This window comes from Pedobacter sp. AC163, from assembly GCF_979258665.1.
Map to the genome: position 1 here is coordinate 2,133,387 of NZ_OZ409872.1, position 13,936 is coordinate 2,147,322.

15 protein-coding genes are annotated in these 13,936 nt (G+C 42.5%); 6 read left to right on the forward strand and 9 right to left on the reverse strand.

The window, feature by feature from the left end; all coding sequences use genetic code 11:
- The gene (locus ACZZZK_RS09010) at window positions 1–744 is read right to left on the reverse strand and encodes a TlpA family protein disulfide reductase (protein ID WP_463483841.1); all 744 of its coding nucleotides are present in this window, start codon (window positions 742–744) and stop codon (window positions 1–3) included.
- A gap of 643 nt (window positions 745–1,387) precedes the next feature.
- Here ACZZZK_RS09010 and ACZZZK_RS09015 point away from each other — a divergent pair.
- The 3 genes from ACZZZK_RS09015 (at window position 1,388) to ACZZZK_RS09025 (ending at window position 3,899) form a co-directional block, all read left to right on the forward strand.
- Entirely contained in the window at window positions 1,388–1,762 is a 375-nt protein-coding gene (locus tag ACZZZK_RS09015) for a helix-turn-helix domain-containing protein (protein ID WP_265836325.1), read from the forward strand.
- A gap of 57 nt (window positions 1,763–1,819) precedes the next feature.
- Window positions 1,820–2,557, forward strand: coding sequence for a LytR/AlgR family response regulator transcription factor (locus ACZZZK_RS09020; RefSeq protein ID WP_463483842.1), 738 nt, complete (start codon window positions 1,820–1,822; stop codon window positions 2,555–2,557).
- Between the two features lie 724 nt (window positions 2,558–3,281).
- Entirely contained in the window at window positions 3,282–3,899 is a 618-nt protein-coding gene (locus tag ACZZZK_RS09025; protein WP_463483843.1) for a sensor histidine kinase, read from the forward strand.
- 16 nt (window positions 3,900–3,915) lie between these two features.
- On the opposite strand, the gene xth is transcribed toward ACZZZK_RS09025, so the two are convergent.
- The 8 genes from xth to ACZZZK_RS09065 all read right to left on the reverse strand — a co-directional run bounded on the left by xth (window position 3,916) and on the right by ACZZZK_RS09065 (window position 8,094).
- The gene (gene xth / locus ACZZZK_RS09030; protein ID WP_463483844.1) at window positions 3,916–4,692 is read right to left on the reverse strand and encodes an exodeoxyribonuclease III; all 777 of its coding nucleotides are present in this window, start codon (window positions 4,690–4,692) and stop codon (window positions 3,916–3,918) included.
- Window positions 4,689–5,462, reverse strand: coding sequence for a DNA-formamidopyrimidine glycosylase family protein (locus tag ACZZZK_RS09035; RefSeq protein WP_463483845.1), 774 nt, complete (start codon window positions 5,460–5,462; stop codon window positions 4,689–4,691). The genes xth and ACZZZK_RS09035 overlap by 4 nt, the downstream gene beginning before the upstream one ends.
- Before the next feature lie 4 nt (window positions 5,463–5,466).
- Window positions 5,467–5,592: a DUF3606 domain-containing protein gene (locus tag ACZZZK_RS09040; RefSeq protein WP_463483846.1), complete on the reverse strand. Its 126-nt coding sequence runs from the start codon at window positions 5,590–5,592 to the stop codon at window positions 5,467–5,469.
- A 165-nt stretch (window positions 5,593–5,757) separates the two neighbouring features.
- Window positions 5,758–6,087, reverse strand: a complete 330-nt coding sequence (locus ACZZZK_RS09045; protein ID WP_463483847.1) for a hypothetical protein — start codon at window positions 6,085–6,087, stop codon at window positions 5,758–5,760.
- Window positions 6,074–6,265 (reverse strand): DUF3606 domain-containing protein, encoded by a 192-nt coding sequence (locus ACZZZK_RS09050; RefSeq protein WP_463483848.1) that lies wholly within the window; start codon window positions 6,263–6,265, stop codon window positions 6,074–6,076. Before ACZZZK_RS09050 ends, ACZZZK_RS09045 begins: the two co-directional genes overlap by 14 nt.
- Window positions 6,266–6,363: 98 nt before the next feature.
- Window positions 6,364–7,185: an SOS response-associated peptidase gene (locus ACZZZK_RS09055; RefSeq protein WP_463483849.1), complete on the reverse strand. Its 822-nt coding sequence runs from the start codon at window positions 7,183–7,185 to the stop codon at window positions 6,364–6,366.
- Between the two features lie 2 nt (window positions 7,186–7,187).
- The gene (locus ACZZZK_RS09060; protein ID WP_463483850.1) at window positions 7,188–7,424 is read right to left on the reverse strand and encodes a hypothetical protein; all 237 of its coding nucleotides are present in this window, start codon (window positions 7,422–7,424) and stop codon (window positions 7,188–7,190) included.
- Window positions 7,425–7,461: 37 nt separating this feature from the next.
- Window positions 7,462–8,094: a hypothetical protein gene (locus ACZZZK_RS09065; RefSeq protein WP_463483851.1), complete on the reverse strand. Its 633-nt coding sequence runs from the start codon at window positions 8,092–8,094 to the stop codon at window positions 7,462–7,464.
- 252 nt (window positions 8,095–8,346) lie between these two features.
- On the opposite strand from ACZZZK_RS09065, the gene ACZZZK_RS09070 reads away from it, so the two are divergent.
- The 3 genes from ACZZZK_RS09070 to ACZZZK_RS09080 are packed head-to-tail and all read left to right on the forward strand — an operon-like array spanning window position 8,347 to window position 13,841.
- The gene (locus ACZZZK_RS09070) at window positions 8,347–9,084 is read left to right on the forward strand and encodes an ImuA family protein (protein ID WP_463483852.1); all 738 of its coding nucleotides are present in this window, start codon (window positions 8,347–8,349) and stop codon (window positions 9,082–9,084) included.
- A 5-nt stretch (window positions 9,085–9,089) separates the two neighbouring features.
- Entirely contained in the window at window positions 9,090–10,598 is a 1,509-nt protein-coding gene (locus ACZZZK_RS09075) for a Y-family DNA polymerase (RefSeq protein WP_463483853.1), read from the forward strand.
- A 12-nt stretch (window positions 10,599–10,610) separates the two neighbouring features.
- Window positions 10,611–13,841 (forward strand): error-prone DNA polymerase, encoded by a 3,231-nt coding sequence (locus tag ACZZZK_RS09080; RefSeq protein WP_463483854.1) that lies wholly within the window; start codon window positions 10,611–10,613, stop codon window positions 13,839–13,841.
- Window positions 13,842–13,936: the final 95 nt, after the last annotated feature.

Genomic DNA, 13,936 nt, shown 5'->3' on the forward strand with positions numbered 1-13,936 from the left:
TTAATCAATTTTGTTCTTTATGCTAAGGCTTAGCCCTGCAATAAGACGCTCGATATTTGAAGAGTTGATTTGTTCTGGACCAGTTATAGCTTTTACGCGTCCATCAGGTCCCACCCAGATGTAATGTGGCATACTTTTAATCGGAAAAAGATCACGGCTGTTTTCTTCGCTTTGGATAAGCGGTAAGCAAAAACCGGAAATACGTTTTTTTTCTTTTTCCAAAAAATCTATCAGTATTGGTTCAGTATCGTTCTTGTAAGCATTGACTAAGAAGATCTGTAAGTTCTTACCATACAGCTTTTGCAGGGAATCCATTTTAGGAAAGTATTTTAGACATGCGGTGCAATATGTTGCCCAAAAATCAAGGATAACAGCTTTTCCCCTGAGCTTTGAAAAATTAATTGATGTATCCGAATAATTGAGGATTTTTGAAAATCGGATATTGCCAATTTTATCCCCGACCATTAATTTCTTTTCAGAAATTCCTTCCTGTGCCTGACAGGTAACAGCGACAAAAAACAAAAGAACCAGCGGATAGTTTTTGCGCTTTAGCCACTCAAGGGCTATTTCCTTTTTCGAAAGTGATGACAGGATGCTAACTGTTGTACTTAGCTCACAAGGGAATTGAAAAGGAATCTTTTTACTTAAAAGGTTATGTGATAATTTTGAGAATGGACTAAAAATATAATGCCTAAAAAAAAGGCATGGCAGTGCCCAAGCGATAAATAATATCGTTTTTTTCATTGTTTGTTGTTTTAAGTTAGTTGATCGGAAAATTACATGAGAAATCTCAAATACTGAAGAGAACTAAGGCAGGCGCATTATTAAAGAACCTATTTTCTATCATTAACCGTAGGGTTGACCTGCCTTAGCCTGGCATCTTATTCAGGAGAACAGATAACCAAGCTAATTAGGATGATAAATGTCCATCCGAGAGTATAAAAAACAGAGATTTGAGGGCCTAAAAAGTAGGCCAGAAAATAGCATGTTCTGCTGAAATTTGAAGAAATGATGATTTCAAATGCTTTCATGGCTAATCTGTGTTAACCGAAAGTCAAACGGAAAAGGGCCGCCTTTACGCTTTATTTGAAGTGAAGGTGTAGGACCACCACCGCCTTGCAGCGGCCGAACTCAAATAAAGCAGGCGACCCAAATCCGTATGCTATACAAAGATAGCATAGGAATTGAGTTTTACCTACCTCTCGTGTTCGAACGTCCTACTTTTCACCACAAGTTCTTTCAGTAATTACTCAATCCAAATTAATGGAAGTTATATTCTATCGTTTTTCTATATCGTTAATTTTATTAAAGCCAAGATACAAAACATTAACCAAATCCACAAGTGGAGTTGACTTAAATCATCAAAATCAGTCACTTGCACATGTAAATGGTAGCACCTGAAGACGAGTTAATTTTTGTTGAAATCTCTCAATTAGATTTTATGTTGATTGAAAGAGTTAGGGCCTTGAGAATTGCAAGTAAAATGACTCAACTTCAGTTAACTCAGAAGATGAAATTAGCTGATGGGTTTATTTCAAAAGTAGAAACTTTTACAGAACGTGCCAAATACAGCATTAGACATATAAACTTGTTAGCAAGCGCTCTCAATTGCACTATACAAGATATCCTCCCCTTGGAGCAGCCAAAATATGACATGGTCGTATTAACTTTAAGGAGAACTAACAAAATTAACAAAGATGGTTCTTTGTCCCAAAAGAAAACCACTGAGGTGATTAAAATCGAACCAAAAGAAAAAAGTTAATTTGGATATGCAAAGTAATTGAGGGATCATTTTTGAGATTACCCTAAACTTTGACATATGGAACAACTTCGTTGCGTCGTAATCGACGATGAAAAACATTCAATCTCGATTCTCTCAGATTACATTGAGACGAATCCCAACCTAAAACTAGTCAAAACTTTTCTTGATCCCCTTATTGCACTATCAGGAATCAGCATCAGAGACAAAATAGACTTTATTTTTTTGGATATAGACATGCCAGAAATTACCGGCATTGAGCTCGCAAAAAAATTAGTCAATCGAGCTCGATTTATTGTATTTACTACTGCATTTACAAAATATGCAATAGAAGCTTTTGAAGTAAATGCTTCTCGGTATCTGGTTAAGCCAATCTCAAAACCGAAATTCATTAAAACCGTTTGGGACATTTTAGATGCAGAAAGAAAAAGAATTGAAGGGATAAGGATTGCCCAAAGAAAATATTTCTATGTAAGCATTGGCGAAAGGGGACAGAAACTGAAGATAAAGAAATCCAAAATATTATTTTTCGAAAGCTTGAAAAACTACATGAAAATCGTCACTGAGGATGAGGATTACACAGTCTATTTGACAATGAAGGAAGTTGAAAAGGAGTTTTGGGGCACATTGTTCTACAGAGTTCACCGCAGTTACTTCGTAAATGAAGAAAGGGTTGAAAAAATAGCTGGGAATACATTAAAGCTTGGAGCACACATCATTCCGATGGGCAACAACTACAAGCAAGGTTTTATTGAATTTTCTGAAAATAAAACATTAAGATCCGGCCGGAATTCTTAAGGATTCAAATGTGAGACCAACCCTCAACGATGGCTAATCAACGTTTCATTGGAAATAATGATGATGCTGGAAGTAGTCGGATCAGTTTCGGACTTTCGAATTGTTTGCTGCGATCTAAAAACAAATACTGTTTTTTTGACCAGTTTTTTAGAGTTCTGTTTCATGTTTTTATTTTGAAACTAGAGCCATTATTTAGCGTAAAAAAAGTTTTTACACCGCGATAAAATGAGGTTACACCAAGAGCAATTATAGCATGACTAAGAAAATTTTCGAATGGGGAAAAGTGCAGCGCTTGCACCTAATTGGATGGGCGATATTCATAACATTAGAAGTCGGACTAATCGGACTTTCAATGGGCTTTTTTGGAAAAGCTTTGAATTATGCCCTCCATTATATTCTTAATATTATTCTATTTTATACGAATGCGCATTTTTTGCTTAAGAAGAGTTTTACAAAGCCTAAACCCTGGACAAGGGTAATCATCCTCATGATAATTCAAATCGGTTTATATATTTTTTTCAGGTCTTATCTTAATTACGTACTCGAAGGAACTCATGAAGGATTTAACATCCCAACAATTATTACTAACCATAAAAGTTTTTTTCAATCGCTCTGGAGAGGTTTGTTTTTTATCGTTCTTTCCTGCTTTTACTTTTTGTTTTTGCGTTTCAAAGAGGAACGGCTGAAAAGAGAACAGTCAGAAAGAATGGAATATTTGAACGATTTGAAAAATAAAGAAATGCAAAATGAATTGCATGTTGCGAAGTATGAATATTTGCGAGCCCAAATCAATCCACACCTATTGTTCAACACATTGAGTTTTTTATATGATAGCGTCCGAAAATATAATGAGGACGCTGGAGAAGCAGTTCTTAATTTGGCTGAATTGATGCGGTTTAGCCTTGAAACCAAGGAATCACCTGAAGAATTTCCCCATTTGGAGGAGGAACTGCATCAGATTGATAATCTCATATCCCTTAATAAGATAAGGAAAGACAAAGAACAGTATATTAATCTTTCTTATCCTGAAGAAGTTAAGAATTTTTGTTTTATACCATTGGTCATAATCACATTGTTAGAAAACATGCTTAAGCATGGAAATTTACAAAAGCCACACCAACCTGGAATATTAGATATTAAATTGAGTAAAAACAAATTGTTAGTAAGTACCTCCAACTTGATCAACACCAGGATTCACCATTCAGGTTTTAACAAAGGAATGGAGAATATTGAAAAGCGATTAGGTTTGGCTTATGGCGATAAATTTTCATTATCCTACGGAAAAAGGGATGATAGATATTTTGATGTCAATATAACTTTGAAAATTGATCCAATCGTTTGAATATACATCTAGGAGATTATTTTAGTGGTCGAATTTCAATCCAAACCGGACAATGGTCACTAGCTCCTTTCCAACCTCTGACATGCTTGTCGACGCCGCCATCAACCAAAGTCGCTTTTAAATCCGGAGAAAGGAGAAAATGGTCCAATCTCAAACCGGCATTTCTTCCAAATGCATTCCGAAGATAATCATAAAATGTATAGATGATTTCATCAGGATACAGGGCTCTTATTGCATCGGTCCAGCCCAGAGCCAAAAGCTTCTTAAATGCTTTTTTTGATTCGGGAAAGAAAAGCGCATTATCCCTGAACCTGTCTGGATTATAAAGGTCCAGGTCAGTCGGTATAACATTATAGTCGCCGATCATAATTGTTGGGATGCCAAAAGAAAGCAGTTTTTTCGAATGGGCATTCAGCCTCTTGAACCATTTTAGTTTATATTCAAATTTTGGCCCCGGCGCAGGGTTGCCATTGGGAAGATAAATGCAGCTTATGACGAGGCCATTAATAAAAGCCTCGATATATCTGCTATGATCATCTTTAGGATCACCGGGCAAACCGCGCCTTGTTTCTTTGATTTCCGTTTTGGATAGGATTGCTACTCCATTCCAGCTTTTCTGCCCCTGCCACACGGAATGATATCCTGCATTCATCAACTTTTTGACCGGAAAGTCCTTGTCCTGACATTTTATTTCCTGCAGACAGACAATGTCCGGCGACCGCTCTTTCAACCATTTTAGCAAAATTTCGATCCGGCCATTGACTCCGTTTATATTGTAAGTGCTCAGAATCATTCAAAAAGTTCCTGCGATCTGGTATAATAAGCTATTCGCCCACCGATTTTTTCAGACAAAATCTCATCACCCTTTGATGTCTTTTTTAATTCTGCACCGTGTACAGACATAAAATCACGAAGCTCACCTTTTAGCTCATCACCATTTGCTTCTGCAATATTTGATATCGCCTCGCTCAATACAGATTTTATACTTTTGTATAATCTCTTTGCCGCTTTATCCGGAATCGCTTTGGCGACTGAAAAGGGAGAGACTCCGGCATGATAAAGTATCTCATCCGAATAGGAATTGCCTATCCCGCGAACAAGATGCTGATCCATGAGCAAAGTTTTTATCGATGCTCTCTTTTTAGCCAGTAAATCAAAAAAATATTCTTCTTCCATTTCAAGCGCGTCAGGAACATCGGTATGTTCAGGATTTAAGGTAGGCGTTGCCTGCTTTTGAAGGTCAATCAATGCAAATGCATGACCCCCTTCAAAATGAAACCCTAGAATCTGGAAGCGTGGCGGCTCATCCTGATCTATGGAGATCAGTTCGCCCCTGAGCATTAAGTGAAGACCGAGAACCTGTGAACCTGAGAAAATAAGCTGAAGCGTCTTTCCGGAACGCTGGACATCCAAAAGTTCTCTGCCTTCCAAAGCTTTTTTCATTTCCTTGGCGGAGACATTAATTTTTTTAGATACCGTAATTTCGAGCGTCTCCAAAGTCTGCCCTTTAAATCTTCTGGCCAGTATCTGGGCGAATACGGTCAAATCAGGTAGTTCTGCCATGGAATTATGCGGATAGATATTTTTTAATTTCGTGGATGGAATTTCCCCGAAGAAGTGCCGCGGATTTTAGTTCATCCGTACTGATCTGAAACTGTTCAGCCCAGTAGAGGAGCTCACCAGGATCATCCACATTTAGCTCGCCTTCATTTGTCCCGAACTCCTGTGACTCCAGGGAATCAAGATCACTCTCACTTTCATGTCTGTCGAAGAGATCATCGGAACTAGGGGATTTAACTGAATTGCTGTCGCTGTCCAGTTTATTTTATTTCCAAACTTTGCCAGACCATTTCGCTTCTTATCCATCACGATATTTAAATTTCTGTTTTTTCACAACCGGGTAAAACTGATCATAAAAGGACTGAACATGATCAGGCGTGGTACTGCTTAATATTTTTTGGACATGATCCACTACAGGATCCACTGCGGTGCTGTTACGGAGATGGGCCTTAAGTTTTTCACCCCAGGTGTTTACAGCTTCAGCAACAGAATTCCCTCTTCCAAGTATCGATTCATGGATATCCTGAGGGAGCACACAGAGAAAACCCGGAGATTCACTAAAAATCTCTGCTCCAAGTTTTCCGGCAAGCCCATCAAGTGAGGTATTTACCGACTTACGCCTTGGCATTTGACTTAATATATTCGGCAATCTTCGCCCTGGAAGAACTTCCCGAAGCTTTAGCCAGTTCCCTATACTGAGCAGAAGTTACCTTAGCCTGTTTTGCTGCATAAGCAACTTCGCCTGCATCGTTTAGATCAACTTTTGAATCTTCTCTGCCGTCCTGTTTATGTTTGCTATCGCTCATAATATTAATTTTTATGATATAACTGATCTCAACTGAAAATGGTTTTAAACCCTAAACGATCACCCCTAAAAAGCGCTTTACGAAAGCATCCAACCGTGTTAAATCGAGTACTCGATGGCGGGCAGGTCCTCATAAATAAAGGGCGTTGATGGCTCAAGTGTCGACAAGAACTCTTTCGCGATTGTACAGGCATCCATCTGTTTGGCAGGAAACTGACTGGAAGCAATCTCGGTGATTCGCTCATCGCTTAGATCTCCGAACATCCATTCATAGGCCAGCTCATCATTTAAAATGGTAGGCATACGTTTTTTGGAATTATGGACCTGTTCCATAAGCGGATTGGCCGGCGCGGTAGTGACAGCGACTGTCTCAACAATTTCCCCGGTTTCCTGATCGGTCCACTCCTGATAAATTGCCGCCATGTAGAAGTATTCCTCGTCCTTAACAGAAATATAGTACGGATACTTAACGGCAGTTTTCAAAGGCTCTCCTGTTTTTTTGTTTTTTGGAAATACATGTCGCCACTCATAAAATCCGGTTGACAGTACTAGGCATCTGCGCTCGCGGGCTGCCTTTGCATAAATCGATGGACCACCTTTTTCATTTGAAAAAAGATTTTCAGCTTTTGCATTGAGTGTAGTATATCCGATATGCCATTTACCGCCAGCATCTTTATATCCGTTGCGAAAATTCTTTGCAGCCTCGCGGTTTTTAAGGTAGGGAGGCAAAAAACCCCATTCCATCTGCACTATATCAAAGTTTGTCTGCTCTGCATCTCTTTTTAATACCGCAACGGGTGAATATGCAAAACCGTTATGAACAGCCCTGTCGAGAAACTGATAATTTTTTACCGCCTTTTCAAGTTGAAGGAGTGAAATAAACTCTGCCCTTGAAACGCGTTGACCATTGTAGTAACACATAATTATTTATTTTTCAAATGTTCAGCAATCTTTTTACCAAAAAATTCCGCCTCTATCTGTCTTCCCTGCGGAACAGATGTCCAGAATGACCTGTAACCATTCGCTTCGGTTACGTTTAGTGGTGGTCTTCCATCCGAGAACTCGATCCTATATATTTCACTGCCTCCGATCAGATGCGAGGTAACGATCATCTTAATATCGGGCAGGACAATCTCAAAAGCTTCTTCTATTTTCATCATCTTAAAAATACAAAATCTTGAACCAAATAGGAAATAGTTAGTTGATGCCTATAATTACAAAATACGGATCATCTGCTTTCTTGACCATCAGGTCAAGGTGCTCCTCGAAATCAACCAGGTTTAAGACCTCATCTTTTAAGAACGTAGTGAAGACTTCCATATCTGTTTCCTTTGAAATAACCACCTCAAGGGTTTCACTGCTCTTCCACTGGGTAGACTCAATTTCGGGATAGGCCCCCTTTAATAGTGATGGATATCCCTGTCTGGAAAAAGCCTCTGAAAGCTTGGATGCGATATCCCAGACATGAGGCGCAAGTTCTTCATCGAGTGTGTCCCATTGAAGACCAAGATTTTCATCGCGCCACATGCTTCCGATATACTTGCCATCCAAACTCACCCCATAGCATTCGCCTGAAGTTTCTACGACAGCTTGTTTTATCCCGCTGTCGGTGGGGATTTCAAAAATGTATCTTTCCATATTCAGTCCGGGCTGCAATGGTTTTAAAAGCTTAGTTAATTTAAAATGTTTTTTTGAGAAAATTAGATAAGCCGCAGTTAAGGAAAATCCGAAAATACCGCCAATGATCAGTTCACTGCGATGTGCTTTTGCCCAGCTAATGACACTTTTTTCTACCTCACTAAATAGGCTGGTTACTTCTTTTCTTTCCATTTTGTAACAACAGTTATTTGAGCAGATAGGTTTTGAAAATCAGGAAGATGGGATAAAATCGATTAAGAATTATTATCCATAAATAAGATTTTAAGATCTATTTTATCAAGGATGGTCATCACAGTAAGGAATGCAAACTTTCCACCAAAACGGGAATGTTTTCCACAATTCATTTTTTACTAACATTTTTAGCTTTATGTTTGTTGAATAATTTCATAATACTAAACTCAATAGCATTTAATTCAGTAAGTCATGAATGCCAAAAAAGAATTACTTCAGAAATTGCAACAGGATATCCTGTTATGGCAGGGGTTTAAACCCCATCACACAGGTAATGCCGAACGCATCGGACTGGGAGAGATTGAAAATTCATTTCCCGGTGGTGTTTTTCCTAAAAAGGCCATTCATGAGTTTATCACCATTCAGCCGGAGCATTCGGCGGCCAGTGACGGCTTTATCGCCGGGCTACTTTCCGTGCTTATGGAAAATGGTGCGGCCTGCGTTTGGGTAAGCACGACCCGGCATCTCTTTCCCGCTTCTTTGAGCTTATTCAACGTAGAACCTGAGCGCATTATTTTTATGGATGTTCAGAGCGAAAAGGATGTGCTATGGATTACGGAGGAGGCCATCAAATGTGAGGGGCTTGCGGCGGTTGTGGCAGAACTGAACAATGTGAGCCTTATTGAATCCCGCAGGCTGCAGCTGGCGGTTGAGACCAGTGGTGTTACGGGATTTATCCTTCGCAAGGACGGAAATAAGAAGGCGAGCACTGTGGCAACAGCCAGGTGGAAAGTCAGCCCGCTTCCTTCATTTACGCAGGACGGCTTGCCCGGGATCGGATTCCCGCGCTGGCAGGTTGAACTGCTAAAAGTCCGTAATGGAAATCCGGGAAGCTTTATACTGGAATGGGCAGGCGAAAAATTTGAAGCAATTAAGAAAACCGGTAATCAACCGATTTGGTCTGATCTGGAGGGCAGACAAATTGGATAGATATTATGCAAAGGCGTTTTGTTTCGATATGGTTCCGCCAATTACTGGCTGACTGGCAGCTTATCCGCCGCCCTGAACTAGCCGAGGTGCCTTTTGTTTTCGCTGCGCCCGACCATGGGCGGATGATGATAACCGCAGTAAATCCATTGGCATTTAGCCTTGGAGTTGAGGTCGGCATGCGTGCAGCGGATGCGAAGGCCATATGTCCCGGGCTCGAGGTTCTGGACGACAAGCCAGGCCGCCCGAAAAACCTGCTAAGGGGACTAGGCGAATGGTGTGTGCGCTATTCGCCCTCTGTATCCATTGACGGATTCGGAATGGACGGACTGTTACTTGACGTTTCAGGCTGTCCGCATCTTTGGGGTGGAGAGCGAGAATACCTGAAGGAAATTGTCAGCAGGTTGAAAAGTAAGGGCTATACCGTACGCTTAGCGATTGCCGATACACCCGGCGCTGCTTGGGCCGTGTCCCGGTTTGGTAAAGTTACGCCGCTGGTTCCTTCCGGCGGACACGTAGATGCACTGCTCAGTCTGTCTCCCGAGGCATTAAGACTGGAAGATACAATACTTGCGAAACTTCGTAAACTGGGATTCTATCAGATAAAAAGCTTTATCGGGATGCCCAGATCGGTACTACGCAGGCGATTTGGAGAAGATTTTTTATTGCGGCTGGCACAGGCTATCGGAACCGAAGCTGAAGCGCTTATTCCATTAAAGGTTCCCGTTGCATTCAGCGAAAGGCTAGCCTGCATGGAACCGATCAAAACCAAAACCGCAATCGAGATAGCGATTCAAAAGATGCTTGAAAACCTGTGCGACAGGATGCAATCTGAAGGTAAGGGATTGCGAACAGGGATACTGACAGGATACCGGATCGATGGAAAAATTGTGCAGGTTTCCATCGGAACCAGTGGCGCTTCGCATAGCGTAAGCCATCTTTTCAAACTTTTTCAGTTAAAGATCGATCAGATCCGCCCTGCGCTGGGGATTGAACTATTTGTTCTTGATGCGCCAAAGGTGGAGGATGTCGAGGTGCCCCAGAAAGAAATGTGGTCAACCAAGCCCGGCCTGAATGATAATAGTGTGATCAGGTTTTTGGACCGTGTTGCCGGAAAGGTTGGTGCGCAGGCAATCCATCGTTTTTTGCCTGCAACCAGATACTGGCCGGAACGTTCAATATCAAAGGCAGCTTCGGTAACAGAAAAGGCCTCAACTCCATGGCGAACAGATAAGCCCAGGCCGACCGAAATGCTTAAGGTTCCCGCCCCTATTGAGGTAATGGCACTGATTCCGGATCATCCACCAAAGTTTTTTATCTATAAAGGCGTCCGCCACCTGGTTTCAAAGGCAGACGGTCCCGAACGGATTGAGCGCGAGTGGTGGATGGATAAGGGAGAGCATAGAGACTATTATCAGGTGGAAGATGAAGATGGATGCCGCTACTGGCTTTTCCGGTCCGGATACTATGGCGGGGAACAAAAACACAAGTGGTTTATTCATGGATTTTTTGCTTAAAGGATATGGGTTATGGCTTACAGTGAATTACAGATTACCTCAAACTTCAGCTTTTTGCGTGGCGCTTCGCATGCGCATGAACTGGTTGAACAGGCCGAAATCTTCGGTTATAAAAAAATAGCCATAACCGACAGGAATACACTTGCCGGAATTGTACGTGCGCATGCTGACTGCCGTGAGAAAAACATAAAACTAATTCCCGCCTGCAGGCTGGATCTGCTGGATGGACCGAGTCTGCTCGCCTATCCGACGGATAGGGAAGCTTATGGCAGGTTGTCCGCACTATTGACATTGGGCAATATGAGAGCAGAAAAGGGCAGCTGCCATATCTCACGTGCGGATGTTTACGCCCACAGCAAAGGGACCATCTTTGCCCTTGTAATGCCGGGCGCTTTGAACCGTCGCTTTGAATATGAGGCTAGCTTTATCGCCTCAGTTGCAGAATATCGCGAAGCTTTAGGTGGTCAGCTTTACCTTGCGGCGACAAGATCTTATCTGGGAAACGATGATAAGCTGATATTTAGAACTTCACAGCTTTCCAAATTTTACGAAATACCGGTCGTTGCAACAGGCGACATCCATTATCACAATCCTTCACGAAGAGAACTTCAGGATGTACTGACCTGTGTAAGGGAGAAATGTACCATTCAGGAAGCAGGGTTTCGTTTGCATCAAAATGCTGAGCGGTACATGAAAGAGGTGGCTGAGATGGACAGACTTTTCAGAAAATATCCAAGCGCAATTCAAAACACGATGGTCATTTCCGAAGCCTGCAATTTTTCTCTTGATGAGCTCAAATATGTCTACCCCGAAGAAATCAATCCAAGCGGACGCAATCCGATGGAGGAGCTCGAATTTTTAACCTGGAAAGGTGCTCATGAATTTTATGGCGAGAAGATCCCGGAAAAGGTTGTTAACATGATCCATCATGAGATGGCTTTTGTGAGGCAGATGGATTATGCCAATTACTTCCTTTTTGTTGAGGATATTGTTCGTGAGGCCAGATCCCGCGGGATTCTCTGCCAGGGTCGGGGCTCGGCAGCTAATTCTGCAATTTGCTTCGTGCTGGGTATTACCTCTGTCAATCCGATGAAGTTTGATTTGCTATTTGAGCGCTTCATCTCACCCGCCAGAAACGAGCCTCCCGATATTGATGTCGACTTCGAGCATGAGCGCAGGGAAGAAATCATCCAGTATATCTATACCAAGTATGGACGTGACCGTGCGGCAATCGTTGCAACCGTCACACAGCAACACCAGAAAGGAGCCATCCGGGATGTAGGCAAGGCAATGGGGCTATCTGTTGATACAATCAATCGCCTGTCAACTTCAATATGGGAGTTTACAGATGAATGGTTCGAGGGCAAGCGCGTTACCGAGCAAGGTCTAAATCCAAATGATCCACACCTTAAGAAAACACTTGAGCTTACTTCCCAAATGATGGGCTTTCCGCGGCAGCTCGGTCAGCATACAGGAGGATTTGTAGTTACGCAGGGAAAACTTACCGACCTGTGCCCCATCCTAAATGCAAGGATGGCGGACAGGACCAATATCGAATGGAACAAGGATGATATTGACGCACTCGGTTTTCTGAAAGTTGATGTGCTTGCACTTGGGATGCTGACCTGTATCCGAAAGGCTTTTGATCTCTGCAGGGATCATTATGGGGTGCAGTATACCCTGGCAAACATACCACAGGATGATGCGGAAGTCTACGACATGATCTGCCTGGCCGACACCCTGGGCGTATTCCAGATCGAAAGCCGGGCACAGATGTCCATGCTCCCAAGGCTTAAGCCAAGGGAATTCTACGATCTGGTGATAGAGGTAGCGATCGTTCGCCCAGGACCTATCCAGGGAGATATGGTCCATCCTTATTTGCGCAGGCGCAGCGGCGAAGAACCTGTGGTCTACCCGTCACCAGAATTAGAGGAGATTTTGGGGAGAACCTTGGGCGTTCCGCTGTTTCAGGAACAGGCGATGAAGATTGCCATAGTAGCGGCGGGCTTTACCCCTGCTGAAGCCGATGGGCTGCGTCGCAGCATGGCAACATTCAAGTTTAAGGGAATGGTGAACCAGTATGAGCAAAAACTCATCGACGGAATGATGAAAAAGGGATATACAGAGGAATTTGCAAAAAGGATATTCAGGCAACTGGAAGGGTTTGGGAGTTATGGATTTCCCGAAAGCCACGCTGCCAGTTTTGCCCTCCTCGTCTATGTATCCTGTTGGCTCAAACATTATTATCCTGATGTTTTCGCCGCCGCATTGCTCAATAGTATGCCGATGGGATTTTACCAGCCTGCACAAATCGTTATTGATGCGCAGAAGCATAGTGTTCAAGTCCGCGAAGTGGATGTTAACCATTCCCTTTGGGATAACAGGCTTGAAGAAAAATCGGGAAAATACTTTGCGCTGCGCTTGGGATTTCGGCAGATAAGCGGGATAAGGGCCGATGATATGGACATTCTGGTTAATGGAAGAGCTGGCTGTTATAAAAGTATTACCGCACTTCGTGATGTGGGAGTATCTATTGCGGCGCTGGAAAGGTTGGCTGATGCGGATGCGTTCAGGTCAATGGGAATGGATCGGCGCAAGGCGCTTTGGGAAGTTTCCGCTCTGCAGGATATGCCCGTGGAATTGTTCAAGGGCCAGGCATCGGAAAGTATCTTGGAAACGCAGGTGGAGCTGCCGCTTATGGGCAAGGGAGAACATGTGGTGCAGGATTATGCAACCGTTGGTTTATCGCTAAAAGCACACCCGGTAAGCTTTGTCCGTTCACAGTTGGATATGCTGAACATCCGAACATGCCATCACATTAATAACGATTCTACTGATGGGCAATTGGTCAAAGTAGCTGGATTGGTACTGGTGCGCCAGCGCCCTGGAACCGCTGGCGGAGTTTGCTTTATTACGATTGAGGATGAAACAGGATATTCAAATCTTGTGGTTTTTGAAAAGCTATTTGAAACCTATCGGAAGGAAATACTGCACTCCAGATTGCTTATGGTCGAAGGCCGTTTACAACGCGAGGGCCAGGTGGTACATGTAATCGTGAGCAAATGTTTTGATTTTACAAAGATGCTCGGCAAATTGGTACAGCGTGAGGTGGATGAATTGCCTGTGTTAACTCTGGCTCGAGGGGATGAAAAGACCGCGCCCTATCTATCACAAAATAAAAGGACCCAAGTGCGAGAGGACGCGACGAAAAATGCATTTCATGAGGGTAGAAATTTTAGGTAGGCAGAAATATACAAATCGCATTAAGATAGGCAACATTTTCGACTATTAAAAAAGTAACAATGAGAATTAAGGATTCCCATTGTTATTTAAAATAA

Excerpts from the sequence above, each read along its gene's own strand:
- xth (WP_463483844.1), bottom strand. The coding sequence starts at position 4,692 with ATGATTCTGAGCACTTACAATATAAACGGAGTCAATGGCCGGATCGAA.
- ACZZZK_RS09075 (WP_463483853.1), top strand. The coding sequence starts at position 9,090 with ATGCAAAGGCGTTTTGTTTCGATATGGTTCCGCCAATTACTGGCTGAC.
- ACZZZK_RS09015 (WP_265836325.1), top strand. The coding sequence starts at position 1,388 with ATGGTAGCACCTGAAGACGAGTTAATTTTTGTTGAAATCTCTCAATTA.
- ACZZZK_RS09080 (WP_463483854.1), top strand. The coding sequence starts at position 10,611 with ATGGCTTACAGTGAATTACAGATTACCTCAAACTTCAGCTTTTTGCGT.
- ACZZZK_RS09055 (WP_463483849.1), bottom strand. The coding sequence starts at position 7,185 with ATGTGTTACTACAATGGTCAACGCGTTTCAAGGGCAGAGTTTATTTCA.
- ACZZZK_RS09020 (WP_463483842.1), top strand. The coding sequence starts at position 1,820 with ATGGAACAACTTCGTTGCGTCGTAATCGACGATGAAAAACATTCAATC.
- ACZZZK_RS09035 (WP_463483845.1), bottom strand. The coding sequence starts at position 5,462 with ATGGCAGAACTACCTGATTTGACCGTATTCGCCCAGATACTGGCCAGA.
- ACZZZK_RS09050 (WP_463483848.1), bottom strand. The coding sequence starts at position 6,265 with ATGAGCGATAGCAAACATAAACAGGACGGCAGAGAAGATTCAAAAGTT.
- ACZZZK_RS09070 (WP_463483852.1), top strand. The coding sequence starts at position 8,347 with ATGAATGCCAAAAAAGAATTACTTCAGAAATTGCAACAGGATATCCTG.
- ACZZZK_RS09060 (WP_463483850.1), bottom strand. The coding sequence starts at position 7,424 with ATGATGAAAATAGAAGAAGCTTTTGAGATTGTCCTGCCCGATATTAAG.
- ACZZZK_RS09010 (WP_463483841.1), bottom strand. The coding sequence starts at position 744 with ATGAAAAAAACGATATTATTTATCGCTTGGGCACTGCCATGCCTTTTT.
- ACZZZK_RS09065 (WP_463483851.1), bottom strand. The coding sequence starts at position 8,094 with ATGGAAAGAAAAGAAGTAACCAGCCTATTTAGTGAGGTAGAAAAAAGT.
- ACZZZK_RS09045 (WP_463483847.1), bottom strand. The coding sequence starts at position 6,087 with ATGCCAAGGCGTAAGTCGGTAAATACCTCACTTGATGGGCTTGCCGGA.